Origin of the sequence: Haloterrigena salina JCM 13891 (assembly GCF_000337495.1) — an archaeon.
Classification (GTDB): Archaea; Halobacteriota; Halobacteria; order Halobacteriales; family Natrialbaceae; genus Haloterrigena; species Haloterrigena salina.
Genome location: NZ_AOIS01000027.1, coordinates 1 through 20,975, shown reverse-complemented (window position 1 = coordinate 20,975; position 20,975 = coordinate 1). Strand labels below are relative to the sequence as shown.

The 20,975-nt window shown below is 65.9% G+C and carries 23 protein-coding genes, 1 tRNA gene and 2 pseudogenes; 17 read left to right on the top strand and 9 right to left on the bottom strand.

Features of this window, described 5'->3' with window-relative positions; genetic code table 11:
• Window positions 1-428: 428 nt before the first annotated feature.
• Both C477_RS06600 and C477_RS06595 read right to left on the bottom strand, forming a co-directional pair.
• A complete protein-coding gene (locus C477_RS06600; protein ID WP_008893677.1) occupies window positions 429-1,709 on the bottom strand; it encodes a DHH family phosphoesterase in 1,281 nt (426 codons plus the stop codon).
• A 171-nt stretch (window positions 1,710-1,880) separates the two neighbouring features.
• Window positions 1,881-2,351, bottom strand: a complete 471-nt coding sequence (locus C477_RS06595; RefSeq protein WP_008893676.1) for a universal stress protein — start codon at window positions 2,349-2,351, stop codon at window positions 1,881-1,883.
• Between the two features lie 102 nt (window positions 2,352-2,453).
• On the opposite strand from C477_RS06595, the gene C477_RS06590 reads away from it, so the two are divergent.
• Window positions 2,454-2,912, top strand: a complete 459-nt coding sequence (locus C477_RS06590) for a universal stress protein (RefSeq protein ID WP_008893675.1) — start codon at window positions 2,454-2,456, stop codon at window positions 2,910-2,912.
• 117 nt (window positions 2,913-3,029) lie between these two features.
• Here C477_RS06590 and C477_RS06585 read toward each other — a convergent pair.
• From C477_RS06585 to C477_RS06575, 3 genes are all read right to left on the bottom strand, one after another.
• Window positions 3,030-3,099: transfer RNA gene (locus tag C477_RS06585), tRNA-Gly, on the bottom strand.
• A gap of 188 nt (window positions 3,100-3,287) precedes the next feature.
• A complete protein-coding gene (locus C477_RS06580) occupies window positions 3,288-3,848 on the bottom strand; it encodes a GNAT family N-acetyltransferase (RefSeq protein WP_008893674.1) in 561 nt (186 codons plus the stop codon).
• Between the two features lie 2 nt (window positions 3,849-3,850).
• The gene (locus tag C477_RS06575) at window positions 3,851-4,219 is read right to left on the bottom strand and encodes a universal stress protein (RefSeq protein WP_008893673.1); all 369 of its coding nucleotides are present in this window, start codon (window positions 4,217-4,219) and stop codon (window positions 3,851-3,853) included.
• 161 nt (window positions 4,220-4,380) lie between these two features.
• On the opposite strand from C477_RS06575, the gene C477_RS06570 reads away from it, so the two are divergent.
• The 8 genes and pseudogenes from C477_RS06570 to C477_RS06540 all read left to right on the top strand — a co-directional run bounded on the left by C477_RS06570 (window position 4,381) and on the right by C477_RS06540 (window position 11,833).
• Complete coding sequence (locus tag C477_RS06570) at window positions 4,381-5,817, top strand: ATP-binding protein (protein ID WP_008893672.1); 1,437 nt, start codon at window positions 4,381-4,383, stop codon at window positions 5,815-5,817.
• Window positions 5,818-5,960: 143 nt separating this feature from the next.
• On the top strand, window positions 5,961-6,767 hold the full coding sequence (locus tag C477_RS06565; protein ID WP_008893671.1) for a histidinol-phosphatase HisJ family protein: 807 nt from the start codon (window positions 5,961-5,963) through the stop codon (window positions 6,765-6,767).
• Between the two features lie 106 nt (window positions 6,768-6,873).
• Window positions 6,874-7,281, top strand: a complete 408-nt coding sequence (locus tag C477_RS06560; RefSeq protein ID WP_008893670.1) for a DUF2237 family protein — start codon at window positions 6,874-6,876, stop codon at window positions 7,279-7,281.
• Between the two features lie 73 nt (window positions 7,282-7,354).
• Window positions 7,355-7,510 (top strand): hypothetical protein, encoded by a 156-nt coding sequence (locus tag C477_RS23800; protein WP_160168008.1) that lies wholly within the window; start codon window positions 7,355-7,357, stop codon window positions 7,508-7,510.
• The gene (locus C477_RS06555; protein WP_008893669.1) at window positions 7,501-8,325 is read left to right on the top strand and encodes an MBL fold metallo-hydrolase; all 825 of its coding nucleotides are present in this window, start codon (window positions 7,501-7,503) and stop codon (window positions 8,323-8,325) included. Before C477_RS23800 ends, C477_RS06555 begins: the two co-directional genes overlap by 10 nt.
• A 123-nt stretch (window positions 8,326-8,448) precedes the next feature.
• Entirely contained in the window at window positions 8,449-9,927 is a 1,479-nt protein-coding gene (locus tag C477_RS06550; protein WP_008893668.1) for an ATPase domain-containing protein, read from the top strand.
• A gap of 260 nt (window positions 9,928-10,187) precedes the next feature.
• Window positions 10,188-11,183 (top strand): annotated as a pseudogene (locus C477_RS06545) (sensor histidine kinase); the annotation flags it as partial.
• Window positions 11,184-11,293: 110 nt separating this feature from the next.
• Window positions 11,294-11,833, top strand: a complete 540-nt coding sequence (locus tag C477_RS06540) for a cupredoxin domain-containing protein (RefSeq protein WP_152423287.1) — start codon at window positions 11,294-11,296, stop codon at window positions 11,831-11,833.
• A 71-nt stretch (window positions 11,834-11,904) separates the two neighbouring features.
• Here C477_RS06540 and C477_RS06535 read toward each other — a convergent pair whose 3' ends face one another.
• Window positions 11,905-12,339 carry a universal stress protein gene (locus tag C477_RS06535; protein WP_008893666.1) on the bottom strand — a complete coding sequence of 145 codons (435 nt, stop codon included), beginning with the start codon at window positions 12,337-12,339 and terminating at the stop codon, window positions 11,905-11,907.
• Between the two features lie 89 nt (window positions 12,340-12,428).
• Window positions 12,429-13,445 carry a DUF5787 family protein gene (locus C477_RS06530; protein WP_008893665.1) on the bottom strand — a complete coding sequence of 339 codons (1,017 nt, stop codon included), beginning with the start codon at window positions 13,443-13,445 and terminating at the stop codon, window positions 12,429-12,431.
• Window positions 13,446-13,511: 66 nt separating this feature from the next.
• On the opposite strand from C477_RS06530, the gene C477_RS06525 reads away from it, so the two are divergent.
• Window positions 13,512-13,709, top strand: coding sequence for a hypothetical protein (locus C477_RS06525; protein WP_008893664.1), 198 nt, complete (start codon window positions 13,512-13,514; stop codon window positions 13,707-13,709).
• Between the two features lie 91 nt (window positions 13,710-13,800).
• Here the strand turns inward: C477_RS06525 and C477_RS06520 are convergent.
• Window positions 13,801-14,957, bottom strand: a pseudogene (locus C477_RS06520) (PhoU domain-containing protein).
• Window positions 14,958-15,162: 205 nt separating this feature from the next.
• Between C477_RS06520 and pstB the strand changes: the two are divergent.
• A complete protein-coding gene (gene pstB / locus C477_RS06515) occupies window positions 15,163-16,011 on the top strand; it encodes a phosphate ABC transporter ATP-binding protein PstB (RefSeq protein ID WP_008893663.1) in 849 nt (282 codons plus the stop codon).
• 6 nt (window positions 16,012-16,017) lie between these two features.
• Entirely contained in the window at window positions 16,018-16,695 is a 678-nt protein-coding gene (gene phoU, locus C477_RS06510; protein ID WP_008893662.1) for a phosphate signaling complex protein PhoU, read from the top strand.
• On the opposite strand, the gene C477_RS06505 is transcribed toward phoU, so the two are convergent.
• Entirely contained in the window at window positions 16,689-17,000 is a 312-nt protein-coding gene (locus C477_RS06505) for a hypothetical protein (protein ID WP_008893661.1), read from the bottom strand. The genes phoU and C477_RS06505 overlap by 7 nt on opposite strands.
• A gap of 130 nt (window positions 17,001-17,130) precedes the next feature.
• Between C477_RS06505 and C477_RS06500 the strand changes: the two genes are divergently transcribed.
• The 5 genes from C477_RS06500 to C477_RS06480 all read left to right on the top strand — a co-directional run.
• Window positions 17,131-17,529 (top strand): ArsR/SmtB family transcription factor, encoded by a 399-nt coding sequence (locus C477_RS06500; protein WP_008893660.1) that lies wholly within the window; start codon window positions 17,131-17,133, stop codon window positions 17,527-17,529.
• Window positions 17,522-18,682, top strand: coding sequence for an ACR3 family arsenite efflux transporter (gene arsB, locus C477_RS06495; RefSeq protein ID WP_008893659.1), 1,161 nt, complete (start codon window positions 17,522-17,524; stop codon window positions 18,680-18,682). Before C477_RS06500 ends, arsB begins: the two co-directional genes overlap by 8 nt.
• A 15-nt stretch (window positions 18,683-18,697) precedes the next feature.
• On the top strand, window positions 18,698-19,141 hold the full coding sequence (locus C477_RS06490) for a low molecular weight phosphatase family protein (protein WP_008893658.1): 444 nt from the start codon (window positions 18,698-18,700) through the stop codon (window positions 19,139-19,141).
• A gap of 286 nt (window positions 19,142-19,427) precedes the next feature.
• Complete coding sequence (locus tag C477_RS06485; protein ID WP_008893657.1) at window positions 19,428-20,390, top strand: PstS family phosphate ABC transporter substrate-binding protein; 963 nt, start codon at window positions 19,428-19,430, stop codon at window positions 20,388-20,390.
• A gap of 43 nt (window positions 20,391-20,433) precedes the next feature.
• The coding region (locus tag C477_RS06480) for a PstC family ABC transporter permease (RefSeq protein WP_008893656.1) at window positions 20,434-20,975 on the top strand (542 nt) is incomplete at its 3' end.

The window sequence follows — 20,975 nt, the reverse complement described above, 5'->3', positions numbered from 1 at the left end:
AGAGATGTGTATAAGAGACAGGTCGCGCTCCAGACAATCGGCGTCTACGTCGCCGTGGCCGGCGTCTTCGTCCACGTCCTGCAGCTCGTGATGCGGTACGTCGCGCAGCGGTAGCAGGTACGGTCTCTCAGCGGTACCGAATTCTACGCGAGCATCAGTACGGAATCGGGGGAAATGAGGATGGGAGCGATAGCGACGATTGACGGGATGGATGCCGGCAGGATGCAGGAGCTCGGATTCGACACGGCCGAGTGGTTATGAAGGGAATCCTGCCGTACGTAGACGATCAATAGTCTCCCCATTAGTGATAACTCCAAAGTCGTTTGGGATTCCGACGAGCGAGAGAACTGCACCCGATAGGGGGAGGACGCTCGCGCTCCCGAATCGACCGCGACGGCCTCGAGTCGGCCGTCCGTTCCTCCGTCGGGTTACGTCTCGTCGGTCGCCGCGTCGGCGTCTTCGTTCTCGTCCGCGACGACCTCGCGGAAGGCGTCGAGGATGACCTGCTTCGTCACGGCGCCGCGGGACGTCCAGTGGTTCGCGTAGTCGAGCATGTCGTCGTAGATGTCGGGCTTGCAGCCCGCGGCCTTGGGGTGGCCGCCGCCGTTTACCTTCCCCGCGACCTCGTGGCAGCGGTCGAACGCGTCGGTGCCTCGAATCGAGGCGGAGCCGGCGGGTTTGACGACGACCGAGGCGTCGGCGCCCTGCTCGCGCATCCCCTCGGCGACCTCGTTTTGCGAACAGCGGCCGTAAGTGACCCCGACCGTGTAGTCACCGATTTCGCGGAACTCGGCGCGGGCCAGCGCCCGATCGATCAACGCCTCCTTCTCCTCGCGGCGCTCGGTGAGGAACTCCCGGACCCACTCGGGGAGGTCGACGCCGTACTCGCGGACGACCTCGACGTACTCCGCCGGGTCGGTCCAGTAGGCGTAGTCCGCCAGATCGTCGCTGCGCGGATCCTCCCGCAGCCAGAGGTCGTGATCTCGGGTCACGGCCGCCAGTTCCTCGTACACCGGCGAGAAGTCGTACTCGAGCGACCGGTAGACGACGTCGGCCGAACACTCCTCGTCGGAGTCGCCGACGACGAGGTCGACGCCGGCGTCGCGGACCGCCTGCGCGACGTCGTCGTTCCACTGATGATGGTCGTACCACGAGACGCGGTCGGCGGTCTCGAGGGCCGCCTCGAGTTCCTCCTCGACGTACTCGTACCTGTCCGGCGCGAGATCGCAGACGAAGAGATCGATCCCCTCGTCGCCGAACTCGGCGACGCGGGCCAGCGCGTCCTCGACGTCGTGGGGGCTGGCGGGGATCAGGGCTACTTCGTGGGGCGTGGGCTCGGGGTCCTCGAGCGGATCGACGGCCTCGCCGGCGAGTCCCGCCGCCACTTCGTCGGTATCGTCGACAGCGTCGGCAGCATCTGCGGCGTCGGTCGGCACGTCGGCGTCAGTAGATTCGTCGGCGTCGTCCTCGTCGTCCGGCTCCGGGACGTTCTGCACGTCGTCGTAGGCCTCGCGGAGCAGGGCGACGCAGGCCAACCCGTCGGCGTCGGGGTCGGCGATGACGGCGACTCGAGCGCCTTCGAGGGCGGCCGCGGCCTGCTCGTCCTCGACGTCCTCCTCGAGCGCGTCGGGCAGGAAGAAACCGGTTCCCGGGAGCACGGACTTGCGGGCGAGCGGGAGATCGCCGCTGTCGATGAGTTCTTCGTCCATGGCAACGACTGCGTGACGGGTCCGGAAGTAATCGCCGGTCTCGGCCGTCGAGGCGCGACGGCGTCGGTGCCAGTCGCCACTGAAAGTCAGTGCACACCCGATCGCACGGCTGTCGTGCGATCGGTGTGTGAATCTGTTCCAGTTGTTATTGTAGAACTCGCTGCGCGCGGCTCAGGCGGCGCCGGCCGCCTCGTCGTCGCCACCTTCACCGGCGGGATCGAGTTGTCGAACCGTCAGGACGGGAACCGGCGAGGTACGGACGACCCGCTCGGCGACGCTCCCCAGCAGCAGCCGGTTCTCGCCGTGGCGACCGCGGGTCCCGGTCGCGACCAGATCGGCGTCGATCTCGCGGGCGTACTCGCAGATCTGGGCGGCCGGCCGGCCCTCGCGGACGGCGGTGTCGATCTCGAGGTCCGCGTCGGCTCGCTCCTCGACCGTCGCGAGCGCGGCGTCGGCGGTCGTCTCGAGGGCGGTCCGCAGTTCCGCCCGGAGCTGTTGGGGCGAGGCGTCGACCTCGCTGGCGTCGACGACCGAGAGCGCGTGGACCTCGGCGTCGAAGCGGTCGGCGAGATCGAGCGCGACGTCGACGGCTCGCTTGACGCTCTCGGAGCCGTCGGTGGCGACCACGACCGTATCGAACATGCACGGGGGTTACAGCCGAGACGGCTTAAACACCGGCGGCTCCGCCCCGCGAGCGGGCGGTCGTGGGGTGGCTTTTTTGTGACGGGGGACACACCACCGCGTATGGTCAGTGAGCCGGTTACCGTCGACACCGTACTCGCGCCGGTCGACGGGAGCGAGGAGTCCGCCACCGCCGTCGAGTGCGCCGTCGCCGTCGCCGACCGCTACGACGCGGAAGTCCACGCCCTGTACGTACTCGGCAGGGGCGTCGTGCAGGGAATGAACGCCGGCACCCTCGAGGAGGACGACGTCGCGGAGGATACGAAGGGATTCTTCGCGGACATCAGGATCATCGCGGATGAGGCGGACGTCCCGCTCGTGACCTCCGTCGACGACGGCTTTTCGCAGACGCGTAAGACGCGCCACCCCGGCAACGTCGTCCTCGATACCGCCGACGCCGTCGACGCCGACTTCATCGTCCTTCCAAGGGAGCCGGTCACCGAAACCGCGTCGGCCGAAGTCCTCGAGCGGGCCGCCGAGTACGTGCTCTCCTACGCGAGCCAACCGGTCCTGTCGGTGTGAGTTCGCAGAGGCGGTGACGAAACTGAGCACCGTACTCTACGGAGTAGGGCGAGGAGTTTCGCCGACGTCGCTCCGCGACGCGTCGACCCTGGACGAGTACCGAACCGCGAAAAGGGATGTGACGGGAAGGATTCGAACCTTCGGCACACCCGTGGAACGGGCGTGTGTTACGCTACACCACCGCCACGCCGACTGCATCCGCTACGACACCGACTTTCTCGATATAAGTGCGGGACGGTTCTCAGCCAGTGATTTTCTGGAGAGCGAAACGGGTTCCCGACGGCCGGGTAGACCGGATCGTCGAGACCGAGTTCGCGGACGAGGCCGCGGAGACCCGCGATCCGATCGCCGAGGCTGCAGAGAGATGTCCGTTCGCTACAGCCGAATCGCCATCTCCTGTTCGAAGCTCTCGGTGCCGGTCGCCTCGAAGCCGACCCGTTCGTAGAGCGCGATCGCGGGGTTGTTCCAGCGCTCGACGGTCAGCCACACCTGTTCGATCCCGATGTCGCCGGCGTGACCGAGTAGGTGCTCGAGCAGTTTCGTCCCAATCCCGGCTCGCTGGTACTCCTGGAGGACGAAGATCGCGAGTTCCCACTCGACGTCGCTGCGGTCCTCGACCGCCGACGGGTCGTCGGTATCAGGGACAAGCATCGCGTGGGCGACGACGTCGTCCTCGTGGTAGGCGACGACGTTGACGCTCTCGTCGGCGATCGTCTCGAGCCAGTTGCGGATGCGCGACTCGCCGGTCGGCGGGATCCCCTGGGCGCGGTCCGTTGGGTCGAACGCGACGTACATCTCGACGACGTCCTCGAGGGTCTCCTCGAAGTCGTTCGTGGCCCGGATCTCGATCGATCGACCCTCGCGGTCCTCGACCGTCGTCGGCGGCGAGGGGAACGGTCCGGCCGGGTCGTCCGGATACGGTCTCGTTCCGGCCATCGTTATCGCACCAGTTTGACGGTCGTCGGGGCGTTCAGCAGGACGAATTCGGTGATCGGGCCGAGCTGGATCTTGCCCATCGGGCTCAGGGTGCCGCCGCCGATCACGAGCTGGTCGAACTCGCCCTGTTCGGCGTGGTCGACCAGCGCACTGCCGGGGTCGCCCTCGAGGGTGACGATCTCTGCGTCGATGCCGGTCTCGGTCAGCAACTCCTCGGTCCGCTCGACCATTTCCTCCTGCGAGCGTTTCGACTCGGGCTTTTCGACGACGGCGATGGTGAGATCGTCCCCGACCTCCCGCGTGCGCTCGATCGTCTGCTGGAGCGTTTTGAGGGATTCGTCGCTCCCGACGAGGCCCACTAAGACGTTCATATCCATGCATGTGCGCCGGTGGACGAAAACCGTTGTGCCGCGGTCGGGTACGCGGCGGCTCGAAACGGCTGACTCGAGTGCGAGTGAGACTGTGCCAAACGGTGGCGCAGACCTTGCGCAGGACGACGACGTTAAGAACGTGTGGTGAGTACGTTGACCGAATGAGTGATGCGGCGCTCGATGTCGTGGAGTTCCTGCTCACGACGAGCGTGTATTCGGACGACCGAACGCTGGACGAGAACGATCTGCCGCCGGCGTATCGCCGCGTGTTCTGGACCGGCGGCGTCGAGAACGACGGCGACGGCGACGACGACGAGTCGGGACGCACTCCCGCCGGCATCAGTCGTCCGCTCTCGGTGACGACGACGACGGCCCGGGAGGCGACCGACGTCAGTCGGCCGTGGGAGGCCGTCTCGGAGCTGATGTTCACCGAGCGCGACGAGTTCTCGGGGACGATCACCCTCGCCCAGCAGGGGATGGCAGAGAAATGGTTCGCCGAGCGCGTCGACGACAGCCGACTGCGCGAGAACCCGACGCTGGCGAAACACTTCGCCGAACACGAGGAGTTCGGCGAGACGTTCGACGTCACCCACGAGGAAGCGCGAGAGGAAAACCGGCCGATCCAGGCCGATCGGGTCTGGATCGACGGCCTCCTCGAGGAGTACTTCGACGAGGAGGAAGACGAGGAGATGCTGGATCTCGTCGAAGTTCGGGCCCCCGAGGAGGTCGACATGTCCCTCGACGACCTCGTATTGACCGAGGATCAAGAGAACGAACTCGACAAGATCTCGAAGGCGATCGAACACCGGGACTACCTCTCGAACATCGGCCTGCGCGAGATCGGAAAGCTGCTGTTCGTCGGCCCGCCGGGCACCGGGAAGACCTCCACGGCGCAGGCACTGGCCCAGGACATGGACCTGCCGTTCGTCGAGGTCAAACTCTCGATGATCACGAGCCAGTACTTGGGCGAGACGGCCAAGAACGTCGACAAGACCTTCGAGGTCGCAAAGCGCCTGTCGCCCTGTATTCTGTTCATCGACGAGTTCGACTTCGTCGCCAAGACCCGCAGCAGCGACGAACACGCCGCGCTCAAACGCGCCGTTAACACCCTGCTCAAGAGCATCGACAACATCTCGCTGATCGAGGACGACGTCCTGCTGATCGGCGCGACCAACCACCCCGACCAACTCGACGACGCCGCCTGGCGGCGCTTCGACGAGATCATCAACTTCCCCAAGCCCGACAACAACATGCGGGCGGACATCCTCTCGCTGATCACCCGCCGGATGGAGATCGACGAGTTCGATCCCCACCTCATCGCCGAGGCCACGCAGGGGCTGACCGGCAGCGACCTCCGGATGGTGCTCCGCGAGGCCGTCCTCGAGGCCCTGACCGAGGACCGGACGACGCTGACCCAGGAGGACCTGCTCAACGCCGTCGAGGAGTTCGAGGAGCGGGACACGCTGAAGAACATGGACATGATGGGCGGCGACCACGACGCGCTGGTCGCCGGCGGCGACCTCGGGAAGGCCAGCGACGGGGGCGAGCCGAGCGGTCACTCGCACGACCACGACCACGATCACGATCACGACCACTGACCGCTGTCTGCGGTCGACCGATATTCTGAATCCGCCCGCAGCCGACCCATATGCTGACGTCTGCTCGCGACGCGTCGCATCCTCGAGTCGCGCGGGGCGTTGGCCTGCGTAACTGTCAACTGCTCGCTCCGTGTCGTACCCGTATGAGGGATTTCCACGCCCACACGAACTATTCCGACGGGAAGTTTCTGCGCGGGATGGTCCAGGCCGCCGAGGAGGCCGGCCTCGAGGGGATCGGGTTCACCGACCACTGCACGGTTTCGTCCCGCGAGGAACCCGCGACCGTCCGGAACGTCTACGGCTTCAATCTGGATCTGACCTACGAGCGCCGCCGCCGAGCGATCGAGACGGAGCGCGAGCGCGAAGACCGCTCGATCGAGATCTACGACGGCGTCGAGATGGACTACGACCCGCGCGACGAGGACGAGATCCGCGAGTTCCTCGCCGATGCGAACTTCGACTACACGATTGGGAGCGTCCACGGCGTCGACGGGAAGAACGTCCAGGTCCCGAGCAACTTCGCGGAGCTAACCGAGGCGGAGCTGGACGGGATCGTCGACGACTACTTCGCGACCCTCGTCTCGCTCGTCGAGTCGGAGCTGTTCGACGTCGCGGCCCACCTCGATCTGATCGAGCGGACCGCCCCGCTTCGCGGGCGGGCGACGGCGGACCACTACGAACGCGTGGCCGAAGCGCTCGCGGCGTCGCGGACGGTCCCCGAGATCAACGCCGGGCGAGCGGTCTCCGACGTGGCGCTCGTCCACCCGTCCGACCCGTTCCTCGAGACGCTGCGGTCCCACGACGTCTCCGTCACCGTCGGCACGGACTCCCACCGCCCGACCGAGATTGGCGAGCGCGCGCAGTTCCTCGAGGAGTATCTCGCCGAGCGCGGCATCGAGCCGGTGGCGCCGCCGGGACTGGAACCAGAACCGAGGTCGGACCGCGAGTGAGCGCAGACGACTCGCCGCCGTCACAGGTCGTCCGACCGCCTTCGTCGGCCCTCCGCGGTCGACCGCGACGCACACCCTTTTCCCGGCGGCCTCCGACTGCCCGCCTATGACCGACGACCTCGAGGACCGGAACGTCTACGGCACCGAACTCGAGCCCTGCAGCACTGACCCGATGGCGGGCTTCCTGCGGGACGGCTGCTGCCGGCGCGTCGAGGGCGACCGCGGCCGCCACGAGATCTGTGCGGTGATGACCGAGGAGTTCCTGCGGTTCAGCCGAGCGCGGGGCAACGACCTCGTCACGCCGCGTCCGGAGTTCGAGTTCCCCGGCCTCGAGCCCGGCGACCGGTGGTGTCTGTGCGTCGCGCGGTGGCTCGAGGCCGTCGAGGCAGACAGCGCGCCGCCGGTCGTCCTCGAGGCGACCCACGAGGCCGTCCTCCGGGACGTCGAACCGGACCTGCTGCGGGATCACGAGCACGAGGGTCGCGTCGACAGCGAATCCGGGACGGAGGAGTGAGCCGGTCAATTCGACCGACGGGAGACGGGAGATGGGGAATACCCTTTATGCGACGGCTGCTAATCACACCTCGATGAGCGATGGATCGCCACAGGACGACGCGGCGGCCGACGGCAACGCGATCCGTCCGCACCCGCGACGACGAGTCGACGGCCTCGAGGACTGGACCGCGACGCAGCCCGTCACCGCCGAAACCAACCCGCTGAGGAGGCCGTACCGATGCGCGTAACCCTGCTCGGCACCGGCGACACCACCGGCACGCCGACCGTCGGCTGCGACTGCGACACCTGCGAGGCCGCCCGCGAGCGCGGCGTCGAGCGCACCCGATTTTCGGTCCACGTCGAGAACGAACGGGTCGACGAGTCGCTGCTGATCGACTTCAGCCCGGACTTTCGGTACCAGTTCCTCCGCGAGGACGTGCCGCTGCCCGACGCCGCCGTCATCACCCACATCCACTTCGACCACCTCGACGGGCTCGGCAACGTCTTCCGCGTCTTCGACTCGCTTTCCGTCTACGCCGCCGACGAGACCGACCCGCAGACGGGAAAGAGCGTCGCGGAGACGGTCCGCGACGACTACCACTACCTCGATCCGCTCGAGGTCCGCCCGACGACGCCACTCGAGACGATTCACGTCTGCGGGTTCGACGTCACCCTGGTGCCGGTCGAACACCCGCCGCTGGTCTGTTACGGACTCGCGATCGAAGACCCCGTAACCGGAGCGAAGCTATCGATCTCCGGCGATACGAGCTACAACATTCCCGAAGAGTCCCGCGAAGCATTGGCCGAACCCGACCTGTTGCTGGCCGACGCCATCGTCCCCGCCCACCTCTGCGAGTACCATCCCGCCGGCGGGCGCCACGAGACCGACGACGGCGTCCCCCGGACGTTCGGGACGAAGCACATGACTCGGGAGGGCGCCCTCGATCTGGCCGCCGAACTGAACGCCGAGCGGACGCGGCTGGTCCACCTCGCCCACTACTACCCCGCCGACGAGGCGTTCGAGGAGCCGCTGGCGGTCGACGGTGAACAGTACGAGCTGTAGCTCGCTCCCGACCGTCGACCGGATATAATACCGCCGGTAATTCGCGCTAAAATACCGGTACGACCGCTGTCATCCGGTTCGCGAAGGAATCCATTCATTACGCCCACTCTCGTGAGCGAGTGTATGGGTTCTCGCGTTACATCGATACGGAGCGGGGTCGACGGTCTCGACGAACTACTCTGTGGGGGCCTCGTCACCGGTCGGATGTATCTCGTGCAGGGAAAGCCCGGAACGGGGAAGACCCTGCTCGGGATGCACTTCCTCGAGGAAGGGCTCCGGAACGACGAGACGGTGCTGTTCATTCACGGCGAGGAGTCCCGCGAGGAGATCCTCGCGAACGGCGAGGCGGTCGGCGTCGATATCTCGGACGCGGCGTTTCTCGATCTCGGGCCGGACTCCGAGTTCTTCACCGAGGACTACTCGTACGATCTAGTGAATCCGAGCGACATCGAGCGGGAGCGGTACACGCAGGATATCCACGACGCGATCCGCGAGATCGGGCCAGACCGCGTCGTCATCGATCCGATCACGCAGTTGCGCTACGTCGAAGCGAACGACCACCAGTTCCGCAAGCGGATCCTCTCGTTTATGCGGTTTCTCAAGCAGAGGGACGTGACCGTCATCACCACCGCGACGCGGTCGCCGGAGCAGGAGTACGACACGGAGATCCGATCGCTCAGCGACGGGATCATCGAACTGGATCGGGGTACGGGCGGTCGCCGGATACAGGTCTCGAAACACCGCGCGCTCGGGCAGCGAGAGGGGGACCACGGCATGGAGATCCGCGACGACGGGATCGAGGTCTATCCGCAACTCGTGCCCGTGCGAACCGACCGGCCGTTCGAATCGCGCCTGCTCCGGTCCGGCATCGACGGACTCGACGACCTGATCGGTCGCGGCTTCGACCAACGGACCGTGACGTTCATCAGCGGGCCGACGGGCGCCGGTAAGACCTCCACCGGGACGCAGTTCCTGGCGAAGGCGGCCGAGGACGGACTCAAGTCGGCGATCTATCTCTTCGAGGAGGACGCCCAGACGTACGAACACCGCTCGGAGTCCATCGGCATTCCCGTCTCGAGGCTGCGCGAGGAGGGGACGCTGTCGATAACCGAGATCGAACCGCGCGCGCTCTCGAGCGAGGAGTTCGCGCACACGGTCAAACGCCAGATCGACCGCCAGGAGACGGATATCGTGATGATCGACGGGATCGGCGGCTACACGGTCTCGATTCGCGGCGACGAGACGGAGTTGATCCGGGACCTCCACGGACTCACGCGGTACCTGAAGAGCCGCGGCGTGACGGTGTTGATCACCAACGAGATCGCCGAAATCACGGGCATCTCGAGCGCGACGGACAGCAACTTGAGTTACGTCGCCGACAACATCGCGTTCCTGAGTTACGTCGAGATGGACGGTAGCCTCCGGAAGGTCGTCGGCGTCCTGAAAAAGCGCACCGGCGGGTTCGAACACACCTTGCGCGAGTTCGAAATCGCCGAAGACGGGATCCGCGTCGGCGACCCGCTGACCGGACTCTCCGGCATTCTGCAGGGAACCCCTCGAACCGACGATCCGTCCGATATCAGCCGCCTCGACCGTTCGTAAGCGACCCTCTATCAACTCACCATACATGAAACCGAGTGAGAGCACCATCCAACTGCTCATCGGAGAACGGGGGAACCGCGCCGCGGTCCGAGAACTCCTCGGCGACCGGTACGAGGTCATCACGGACCGGTCGGTTAGCGACGCGGACCTCTACCTCGTCGACGACCGCACGTTCCCCGAGTACCACGCCCCACTCCGCGAACGCGTCGAAGCGAACGATCCCGTCCTGTCTCTTATACACATCTCTGAGCGNGGTCATCACGGACCGGTCGGTTAGCGACGCGGACCTCTACCTCGTCGACGACCGCACGTTCCCCGAGTACCACGCCCCACTCCGCGAACGCGTCGAAGCGAACGATCCCGTCTTCTGTCCGGTGGTCCTCGTTCGCCGCCCGGACAGCACGGTTCGGATCTCGTTGCCGGACCCGGAGACCCGCGACTCGCCGCTGCTCGTCGACGACGTCGTCGACGCGCCGATCGATCCGGATCCCCTCTTTCGGCGGCTCAACACCCTCCTCGTTCGGCGCAACCAGTCGGCGGAACTGCGCCGCTACATCACCCGCCTCGAGGAGTCCAACAAATCGCTCGAGCAGTTCGCCTACGCCGCCAGCCACGACCTGCAGGAGCCCCTGCGGATGGTCTCGAGCTACCTCCAACTGATCGAGGCTCGGTACGGCGACGACCTCGACGGCGACGCCGACGAGTTCCTCGAGTTCGCCATCGGCGGCGCCGACCGGATGCGCAGCATGATCGACGCCCTCCTCGAGTACTCCAGGGTCGACAGCGAGGGCACTCCGCTGGAACCGACGGAGCTGGACGCCGTCCTCGAGGAGGCGCTCGCGGACCTCCGGATGGAGATCGACGAGCGCGACGCCCGGATCACGGCCGACGCGCTCCCCCGCGTCTCCGGCGATCCCGACCAGCTCCGACAGGTGTTCCAGAACCTGCTGTCGAACGCGATCGAGTTCAGCGGCGACGAGCCGCCGCGGATCCACGTCAGGGCGGAACGCGACGGGACGGAGTGGCGGGTGGCCGTCGAGGACGACGGGATCGGGATCGAACCGGACGATCAGGAGCGAATCTTCGACGTGTTTCAGCGCCTGCACAGCCACGAGGAGTACGAGGGAACCGGGATCGGACTGGCGCTCTGTCAGCGGATCGTCGACCGCCACGACGGGCGTATCTGGGTCGAGTCCGAACCGGGCACGGGAGCGACCTTTACGTTCACGCTCCCCGCCGCCGACGCCGATCGGTGACGGCGACGGAGCTGAACTCGGGCGGTTTCGAGACCTCGTCGACCGTTCCTCGTCGCCGCTGGACTGTTGCCGGCCCGACCCTCAAGGGTCTCGAGGTCGCATCGATTCCTATGGAGTGGACCAGACGGCGCGTGGTCGGAACGACCGCGGCAGTCGCCGCGATCGCGGGCTGTCTCGGTGAGGACGGGAACGACGCCGACCCCGACAGTTCGAACGGCGCTAACGGTTCCGCCGAATCCGACGGCTCGGACGGAGCCGACGAGTCGAACGAGACGACGGAGCGAAACGCGTCGGCGGCCCTCGAAGAGGTCGATCTCGAGGACCATACCGGCGAGGAGGAGGTGACGATCACCGTCGATCCGGAGGGAGGGGGCTTCGAGCCCGCGGCGTTCGAGATCGATCCGGAGACGCTCCTCGTCTGGCGGTGGGAGGGCTCGAGCACGGAGCCCTACCCGATCGACATCCCCGAGCGGTGTATCTGGGACCAAGAAGTGGACGAAGAGACGGTCGAGGAGCGATCCAGCGGCGACGAGTTCGACCGCCTCTTTACGGTCCCGGGCGCGTATCGCTACGGCAGCCGCGACGCCGATGGCGAGGAGTTCACCGGCGGCTTCCGGGTCGTCGAGAGCGGCGAGAACGACGGCGAGTAGCGGCCGGAAACGCGGCCGTAGCGGCCCCCGCCCGCGGGCTCTCACTCGAGTTATTTCTCGGGGCGGGACGATCAGCCGGCCTCGTGGACGACGACGACGGTCATCGGAGCGCGTCGAACGACCGATTCCGCGACGCTTCCGAACAGGAGCCGACTGGCGCCTTGCCGTCCGTGACTGCCCATGACGATCTGGTCGACGCCGTTCGCGACGGCGTAGTCGATGATTTCCCGCGACGGATCGCCTCTTTCGATCGTCGTATCGACGGGATGGTCGAAGGAGGATGCAGTATTCTCGGCCGCTTCCAAGAGCGTGCGAGCGTGCTCTTCCGCTCGCTCGTGTCCGGGAAACTCCGTTTCCGATTCGACCAGAACCGACCAGTAGCCCTTCGGGAGCCGAATTACGTGTAGTACGGTGATCTCCGCTTCCGGAAACTCTTCCAGCGCGTATCGAAGCGCCGCGTCGGCCTGCGGTGAGCCGTCGACCGGAACGAGTGTCTTCCTCGCCATGTGAATACGTAGCACGTCAAACAGCTTAAGCTAGACACTGCGGGGAGTAGAACGACGGACCGCAGCGGTCTCTCGCCGAACGGTCCGATTTAGCCGAACTGATCGAGTCCGGACTGCCGGCGCTGTGTCCCCTCCGGCCGGGCCACCCAGGGCGTTCGGCGGTCGCGCTCGGCCTCGAGGTCGACGTCGGCGTCCGACGCCGCCGATTCGGAGTCCGACGGCCGGGGATCGTACCCCTCACAGGACGGACCGCACTCCGACCGCGCGTCGACGACGCGGCCCTTCCACGCGCAGTACGGCAGCGTCGCGCCGCTCGAGTCGTCGGGCCGGCAGGACCCGCAGTCGGGGAAGTCGTAGGTCCGCCAGCCCTTGCCGTAGGCGCGTTCGGCGAGGCGCCGGCGCGCTCGCGCCTTCGCGTCGGCGTCGACGACGTCGATCTCGGTCCGGCCGGGGTGGGACTCGAGGGGCTCGATCCCCGGCCGGTCGACGGAAAGCCGCGTCGGCTCGCGGACGACCTCGATCTCGAGCGACGAGGCGTCGGGGTCGCGGTGGACCCGCCAGACGCCGACCTCGTCCGGAATTCTATGCAGGTGCGCGCGCGTAACGTAACTCTCGGTCGCCAGCACGATCTCGTCGACCAGCGCGAGGCTGACGTCGGTCCGCAACTGGGCCTCGAGGTCGCCCGGCCGCCCGAGATCGGGTTTGTTCTCGATGCCGACGATGCGGTCGTACCAGTCGGGATACCGGGCGGTCTGTCGGACGTAGTCGCGCCCGTTTCGGAGTTCGCGTTCGAAGAAACCGATCTCGCAGGCGCGCTCCATCGCCCGCTGTGCGCGATCCGGGTGGCAGTCGAAGGCGTCCTTCCAGTAGCGAGCGCGGCCGGTGCCGACGTCGGCCGCGATCGCCGCGTCGGGAATCGCTTCGCTCGTAATCGCGGCGCGCTCGTCGAACGCGGGGCCGGGCTCGACGCGGACGACGTCGAGGATCCGCCCGCCGGGATCGGCGACACTCGCGCCGAGCTGGCGGGCGACGATTTCCTCGCGGCGCTCCTCGAGACGGGCGCACAGTTCGAGTTCGAACGCGAACTCCGAGACGGACGCGGACACGGGTACGCGTGGAAAGGGACGCGCTCGAGAAAAGCGCGTCGGGGGCGCGGGACAGCCGCCCGATCGGTGCGCTCGCGGCGCTCGAGACCGCGGTCGTCGGGATCGGCGCTGCTCGGGAGCACGCTCACCGCCGCAGGCGCATTCGCGGCGCTGCTCGTTCACCCGCACCCGCAACTCGAGAGTTTCGGAACGCTGGTCGTGTTCGCGCCGGTGACGGCCGTCGTCGTACGCGTCTTCGTCTCGTCGAGTTTGCTCGCGCTCTGAGTGCGCCACGCGCTGCCGGCGGATGCGACGGAGACGGACCCGTCACGGAAAGCGGGGAGCAAAACGGAACTCGCGGGGGAGTCGGCGGGCGCTACGGCCGCGGCGCGGCCTTCTGGAGGGCGGTCTCGGCGATGTTGCCGCCGTAGTCGGCGCTCCGGGACAGCGAGTCGACGATCAGCCCCAGCGACTGGGCCTGNGTCTCGGCGATGTTGCCGCCGTAGTCGGCGCTCCGGGACAGCGAGTCGACGATCAGCCCCAGCGACTGGGCCTGCACCGGCTCGAGCTCCCGGAGCATGTCGTCGATGCGGCGGGTGTGTTCGTCGATCTCGCGGACCGACGCGAGGGCGTCGTGGCCGAGGTCGGTCGCTTCGTCGGTGTCCTCGGCGAACAGCGCGTCCATCGATTTCTCGAGGATGGTCTCGACATCGGCGTGAACCTCCAGCAGCGCCTCGGCGACGCGCTCGGGGATCTCGTCGAGCTTCTTCGCGATCTGGCTGATCTTGACCGCGTGGTCGGCGACCCGCTCGAGCTGGCGGGCGCTCGAGTGGAAGTCGAAGCAGTCCTCGCGGGAGACGCCGAGTCCCTCCGCGGCCCGCGGGGAACGCAGCGTCGCGCGGAAGATCCGCGAGACGACGAGGAAGAGGCGGTCGACGTCGTCGTCGCGTTCGATGACGTCCTGGGCGATGTCGTCGTCGTTCTCGACCAGCGCCGTGACGGCGTCCTCGAGCNGCGGTCGACGTCGTCGTCGCGTTCGATGACGTCCTGGGCGATGTCGTCGTCGTTCTCGACCAGCGCCGTGACGGCGTCCTCGAGCATCGAGGTCGCGATCAGGCGCATGCGAGTCACCGCGTTGACGATCGACAGCTCCGAGGAGTCGAGCAGATCCTGAATGACGACGCTCTCCGTTCCCTCCTCGACGACCTCGACGCCGACCAGTCCCTGCACGGCGCTGCGGATCGCCCGTCGCTGATCGGTCGTGATGCGGCCCGACTCGAGGCGGATGACGTCGAAGCCGCTGACGTACATCGTCAGGACGGCCCGGACGAGCTGTTCGTCCTCGAGGGTGGAGACGTCGAGCGTCCCCTCCTGGTGGTCGGCCTCGCGCTGGGGGGTGACGAGCAGCGTATCGTCCTCCGAGTAGATCTCGACCGTCGCGCCGCTACTGATATCGTTCTCGGTAGCCCACGTCTTCGGAAGCGACACCGTGTACGTCGATCCGCCGGTCACCTGGACCTTTCGGGTCTCCATATGTGACGCTTTCTATGGATACAACATAAATCTACCCGAGTCTATTGAGAAATTCTATAGTCGCGTATGTGGCCCCAATCCCGCTATATTCCCATATGTTGTGTCTACACCAAAACATACTCGTACCCCCATAACAGTACACAAATATATCTCTATATAGGAAACATAGCGGAGTATTTAGTTGCCCCAACGGAAGCGGACCTAAATGGGATTGGACGCACCGACCGGGTCACTGCAGACTACCGACGAGACGGTCGCGGAACCGGAGTCGACGACCGAGACGCGAGCCGGAACCGAGCCGGAATCGATCGCGCTCGAGGCGCGGGATCTCGACGTCTACTACGGCGACGATCAGGCGCTCCAGAGCATCGACATGGAGATTCCCGAGGGGGAGGTAACCGCGCTCATCGGGCCATCGGGGTGTGGGAAGTCGACGTTCCTCCGGTGTATCAACCGGATGAACGACCTCATCGATATCGCCCGCGTCGACGGCGATCTCCACTTCAACGGGAAGAACGTCTACGACGACGACGTCGACCCCGTGGCCTTACGCCGGAAGATCGGGATGGTCTTCCAGAAACCCAACCCGTTCCCGAAAAGCATCCGGGACAACGTCGCCTTCGGGCTGCGGGTCCAGGGACGCGACGAGAACGTCGACGCGAAGGTCGAACAGGCCCTCGAGCGAGCGGCCTTACTCGAGGAAGTCGAGGACCAACTCGACTCGAGCGGACTGGACCTCTCCGGCGGTCAACAGCAGCGCCTCTGTATCGCCCGGGCGATCGCCCCCGACCCGGAGGTCCTCCTGATGGACGAGCCGGCGTCGGCGCTGGATCCGATCGCCACCGCGAAGATAGAGGAGCTGATCGAGGAATTGTCCGAGGAGTACACCGTCGTCGTCGTCACCCACAACATGCAACAGGCCGCCCGCATCTCCGATAAGACGGCGGTCTTCCTCACCGGCGGCGAACTCGTCGAGTTCGACGACACCGAGAAGATCTTCGAAAACCCCGAGCACGACCGCGTCGAGGACTACATCACCGGTAAGTTCGGCTGACCGGCGATGCCCCGGGACGAGTACCAGCGGCAACTCCGGCGGCTGCGCGAGGGCGTCCTCGAGATGAGCGACCGCGTCTGCGAGCGCCTCGAACAGGCGCTGGCGGCCCTCGAGACCCAAGACGAGAACCTCGCGACCGCCGTGATCACGGGCGATCACGCGATCAACGAACGCTACCTCGAGCTCGAGCAGGCGTGTATCGAGTTGGTCGCGCTCCAGCAGCCGGTCGCCAGCGACCTGCGCGTCGTCGCCGCCTCGTTCAAGATCATCACCGACCTCGAACGGATCGCCGACCTCGCCGTCAACCTCGCCGAGTACGCCCGGCGGGCCGAACGGCGCCGGTACGCCGACGTCGACATCGGCTACATCGGCGAGCGGGTCGTCGAGATGGTCGAGGCGGCGATGGCGGCCTACGCCGACGACGACGCGGTCGGCGCACGCGACGTCGCGGCCGAGGACGACGAGATCGACCGCCGCTGCGAGAGCGCCAGCGAGTTCGTCGTCCGGGACCTCCTAGAGACCGAACTCGAGGCGGAGATCGGGCTCACGCCCGACGCGCTCTCCGACGAGGTCTCGCGGATGTTGCTGACGATCCGGGACCTAGAACGGGTCGGCGACCACGCGGTCAACATCGCCGCGCGGACGCTGTACATGGTCGAAAACGACGACGAACTGATCTACTGAGCCGCGTCTCTGACGTCGGTTCCTCGATCGCGATCGCGGCGTCGGCGGTCGCGGCCGCGCCGCCCCAACTCCGACTCGAGGGTCGCCAGACAGCGCTCGAGCTGTCGGGACGGCGACTCGTCGGCCCGGAGCAAGCCGTCGGATTCCGGGGGCTGTCCCTCGACGAAGACCAGGTCCGAACTCCCCGTTTTCGTTCCGAACGCGCCGGTAAACGCCGTTCCGTCGCGTTGCCGTCGACCGCACTCGCTCGCTCGAGCGGGAGCCGTTCGAACGGGACGCGGTTCGTCAGCTTGGTCTGTCCTCATAGAGCGATTTAGAGAGCGTTCAAGTGAAAGACGCCTCGTGACGACGAATATCTGGGATATCTCCCATATAATTCGGCCAAGCACACAGTAACCGGAATAGATAATTGAATATTTTCTCAACTCAGTCCCGATGGCACAAGCGACGGACCGACTACAGCGATACCTCGAGGACGAGCTCGGCGAGTGCCGAAGCGAGGACCTCGAGTGTCGCCTCGATGAACTCGACGCGCTCGGGGAGACGTTCGGGACGGCTCGAGTCGAAACTGAACTGGACGTGCTCTCGGCGCTGGCCAACGAGACGCGCTACGCGCTCGTTCGCGTCCTCGTGGCGGCCGGCGAGGAGCTGTGCGTCTGCGAGCTCAACGCGGTCGTCGACGTCAGCGAGAGCGGGCTCAGCCACGCCCTCTCGAACCTCGTCGACGCGGGGCTGGTCGACTCACGGAAGGACGGCCGCTGGAAGAAGTACCGGGCGACCAACCGCGCCGTCGCGCTCGTGACCGTCCTCGAGGGGAGCGTGAGCGATGAGTAACGCGACGCACGAACACGGCCCGGACTGCCACCGTGAGGCCTGCGGCGATCCGCGGTCGATGGACTTCCTCGACAAGTACCTGACCGTCTGGATCTTCGCCGCGATGACCGTCGGCGTCGGCCTCGGCTACGCGGCGCCGTCGGTGACCGAGCCGATTCAGGACCTCCACCTCGTGAAGATCGGGCTCGTCGCCATGATGTACCCGCCGCTGGCGAAGGCCGACTACGGACGGTTGCCGACGGTGTTTCGCAACTGGCGCGTGCTCGGGTTGAGCCTCGTCCAGAACTGGCTGATCGGCCCGACGCTGATGTTCGGGCTCGCGGTGTTCTTCTTCAGCGGGTTCGTGCCCGGCCTGCCCGCGCGACCCGAGTACTTCCTGGGACTCGTGTTCATCGGGATGGCCCGGTGTATCGCGATGGTGCTCGTCTGGAACGAACTGGCGGAGGGATCGACCGAGTACGTGACCGGGTTGGTCGCCTTCAACAGCCTCTTCCAGATCGTCACCTACGGCGTCTACGTCTGGTTCTTCGCCCTGTTCCTGCCGCCGCTGCTGGGAATGGAGGCGCTGGTCGGCGGCATCTCGACGTTCGACGTCACGCCGATGCAGGTGTTCGAGGCGATCGTAATCTTCCTCGGGATCCCCTTCGCCGCGGGCTTTCTCACCCGATACGTCGGCACGCGAGCGAAGAGCGAGGAGTGGTACGACGAGGTCCTGGTTCCGAAGATCGACCCGGTCACGCTGGTCGCCCTGCTGTTTACCGTCGTCGTGATGTTCGCCACGCAGGGCGAGAACATCGTCGCCGCACCCGCGGACGTGCTGCTGATCGCCGTTCCGCTGACGATCTACTTCGTCGTCATGTTCCTCGTGAGCTTCGGCATGGGTCGGGGCGTCGGCGCGGACTACTCGACGACGACGGCCATCGGCTTCACCGCGGCCTCGAACAACTTCGAGCTCGCGATCGCCGTCGCGGTCGCCGTCTTCGGCGTCGGCTCCGGCGTCGCCTTCGCGACCGTCGTCGGCCCGCTCATCGAGGTCCCCGTGTTGCTCGCGCTGGTCCACGTCGCGCTGTACTTCCAGCGGAAACTGGACTGGGGCGGCCGCGACGCCGGCGAACCGACCGCACCAACTCGAGAGACCCCCACCGACGACTAACCGCTACAAACATCGATGTCATCCACCACCGATTCCTCCGACACGACCCGTATCGCCCTCATGTGCGTCCGCAACGCCGGCCGCTCCCAGATGGCCACCGCCTTCGCCGAGCGCGAACGCGAGGCCCGCGGCCTCGAGGACCGCGTCGAGATCCTGACCGGCGGGACCGATCCCGCCGACGCGGTCCACGACGGCGTCCTCGAGGCGATGGCCGACGCCGGCTTCGACCTCTCCGATCGGACGCCCCGTGAGATCACGGTCGAGGAACTGCGCTCCTGTGACTACGTCGCGACGATGGGCTGTTCGACCCTGGACGTCGGGACGGTCGGCGAGGACGTCGACGTCCGCGACTGGGCGCTCGAGGATCCCGGCGAGAAGGAGCCTGAGCGCGTCCGCGAGATTCGCGACGAGGTCGAGCGGCGGGTAACGGCGCTGTTCGACGACCTCGAGGACGTGTAGCCGAATCCGGGTCGTACCGCGCGATCGGACTCCAGTTCCGAACCGCTGGTCAGACTCGGGTATATAGAATCGACCTTTCGACCGTAGTCGGAGAACTGTTACGCAGGTAGACTGAACAGTGATGATGAATACTCATGGCCAGATGGGGCTTTTCATGCCCTTGGAGTGCCCATATGTGCCGCATTCAACTGGCGTACCAATTGGCCAATATCGGGATATATAGCTACGTATGAATATATATTAGTCATAGCATCGCTTTTTTATTAACTGTGGCTGCCTTCTGGTGATGGCAGACAACCAGTTCGGACGCGACGCAGTATCGCGACGGAAGTTCATCGCCGCGACCGGTGCTATGGGTACGGTCGCTATTGCGGGTTGCAGTGAAACGAGCGACGGGGACGACAACGGTGAAGTTATCGTCAAGGGTTCGAGTACCGTCTTCCCGATTTCCGACGAGATGGCGCAGCGGTTCATGGACGAGAACTCGGACGTCAACGTCACGGTCGACTCGACCGGCAGCGGTGGCGGCTTCGAGAACCACTTCTGTCCCGGCGACGCCGACATCAACGGCGCCTCGCGGGAGATCAAGTCGGAAGAGGAGGACCACTGTGCCGAGAACGACGTCACGCCAATCGAGATGCACATCGGCGGCGACGCGCTCACGGTGGCCGTCAGCCCCGATAACGACTGGGTCGACAGCATGACCTTCGACCAACTGGCACAGATCTGGAGCGACGACAGCGTCACCACGTGGTCCGACGTCGAGTCCGACTGGCCCGACGAGGAAATCAAGCTCTACGGCCCCGACACGACCTCAGGGACCTACGACTGGTTCACCGAGAACGTCAACGGCGGCAGCCACCGGACCGAGTACGAGGGCACCGAGGACGACAATACCATCATTCAGGGCCTCGAGGACAGCCAGTACGCGATGGGATACTTCGGCTACGCCTACTACTCCGAAAACGAGGACCGCGTCAAGGCCCTCGATATCGCAGAGAGCGAGGACGACGAGCCGACCACCCCGAGCCTGGAGGCGGCCAAGGACGGGTCGTATCCGCTGGCCCGACCGCTGTTCATCTATCCCGCCGAGGGCTCCCTCGAGCGCGATCCGGTCTACAACTTCGTCGAGTTCTACCTCGAGAACTCGAGCGCCGACTGGATCGCCGACGAGGTCGGCTACGTCCCGGCGAACCAGGACATGGTCGACGAGAACATGAGCAAGCTCGAGGACGCGGCGGGCGAGTAACGCGAGCGACCGATTCGATTTTCTGGAGGAAACCGAACAGAAAATGAGTGAGACATCGATAGAAGCCGATCTGACGCGATCGGCGAACGCACGGAACGCAAAGGAACGGTTGTACCACGGGCTGTTATTTGGGTGTGCGGCACTGACAGTTTTCGTTACGATCAGCATTATCGTCACGCTGGCGATCGACACCATCGAATTCTTTCGAATGGTCGATCCGTTCTCGTTCTTCACCGGAACGAGGTGGGTCCTGCGGGGCGAAAACCCGATTCTCGGCATCCTGCCGCTGGTGAGCGCCACGCTCACCGTGACGATCGTCTCGGCGCTCGTCGCGATACCGATCGGCACCGCCGCCGCGGTCTACTTGAGCGAGTACGCCAGCGATCGGATGCGGTCGGTGCTGAAACCGGCGCTCGAGATCCTCGCCGGGATTCCGACCGTCGTCTACGGATTCTTCGCGCTCGTCTACCTGACGCCGTGGCTCCAGCAGTTGGGACTCGGGGTGAGCCTGTTCAACTTGCTCTCCGCGTCGGTCATGGTCGGCATCATGATCATCCCGATGGTCTCCTCGATCAGCGAGGACGC

Coding starts and splice junctions, on each gene's coding strand:
- C477_RS06500 (WP_008893660.1), top strand. CDS start 17,131: ATGGCACAAGCGACGGACCGACTACAGCGATACCTCGAGGACGAGCTC.
- pstB (WP_008893663.1), top strand. CDS start 15,163: ATGGGATTGGACGCACCGACCGGGTCACTGCAGACTACCGACGAGACG.
- C477_RS06555 (WP_008893669.1), top strand. CDS start 7,501: ATGCGCGTAACCCTGCTCGGCACCGGCGACACCACCGGCACGCCGACC.
- C477_RS06490 (WP_008893658.1), top strand. CDS start 18,698: ATGTCATCCACCACCGATTCCTCCGACACGACCCGTATCGCCCTCATG.
- arsB (WP_008893659.1), top strand. CDS start 17,522: ATGAGTAACGCGACGCACGAACACGGCCCGGACTGCCACCGTGAGGCC.
- C477_RS06580 (WP_008893674.1), bottom strand. CDS start 3,848: ATGGCCGGAACGAGACCGTATCCGGACGACCCGGCCGGACCGTTCCCC.
- C477_RS06560 (WP_008893670.1), top strand. CDS start 6,874: ATGACCGACGACCTCGAGGACCGGAACGTCTACGGCACCGAACTCGAG.
- C477_RS06505 (WP_008893661.1), bottom strand. CDS start 17,000: ATGAGGACAGACCAAGCTGACGAACCGCGTCCCGTTCGAACGGCTCCC.
- C477_RS06595 (WP_008893676.1), bottom strand. CDS start 2,351: ATGTTCGATACGGTCGTGGTCGCCACCGACGGCTCCGAGAGCGTCAAG.
- C477_RS06550 (WP_008893668.1), top strand. CDS start 8,449: ATGGGTTCTCGCGTTACATCGATACGGAGCGGGGTCGACGGTCTCGAC.
- C477_RS06540 (WP_152423287.1), top strand. CDS start 11,294: ATGGAGTGGACCAGACGGCGCGTGGTCGGAACGACCGCGGCAGTCGCC.
- phoU (WP_008893662.1), top strand. CDS start 16,018: ATGCCCCGGGACGAGTACCAGCGGCAACTCCGGCGGCTGCGCGAGGGC.
- C477_RS06590 (WP_008893675.1), top strand. CDS start 2,454: ATGGTCAGTGAGCCGGTTACCGTCGACACCGTACTCGCGCCGGTCGAC.
- C477_RS06575 (WP_008893673.1), bottom strand. CDS start 4,219: ATGAACGTCTTAGTGGGCCTCGTCGGGAGCGACGAATCCCTCAAAACG.
- C477_RS06485 (WP_008893657.1), top strand. CDS start 19,428: ATGGCAGACAACCAGTTCGGACGCGACGCAGTATCGCGACGGAAGTTC.
- C477_RS06535 (WP_008893666.1), bottom strand. CDS start 12,339: ATGGCGAGGAAGACACTCGTTCCGGTCGACGGCTCACCGCAGGCCGAC.
- C477_RS06565 (WP_008893671.1), top strand. CDS start 5,961: ATGAGGGATTTCCACGCCCACACGAACTATTCCGACGGGAAGTTTCTG.
- C477_RS23800 (WP_160168008.1), top strand. CDS start 7,355: ATGAGCGATGGATCGCCACAGGACGACGCGGCGGCCGACGGCAACGCG.
- C477_RS06570 (WP_008893672.1), top strand. CDS start 4,381: ATGAGTGATGCGGCGCTCGATGTCGTGGAGTTCCTGCTCACGACGAGC.
- C477_RS06600 (WP_008893677.1), bottom strand. CDS start 1,709: ATGGACGAAGAACTCATCGACAGCGGCGATCTCCCGCTCGCCCGCAAG.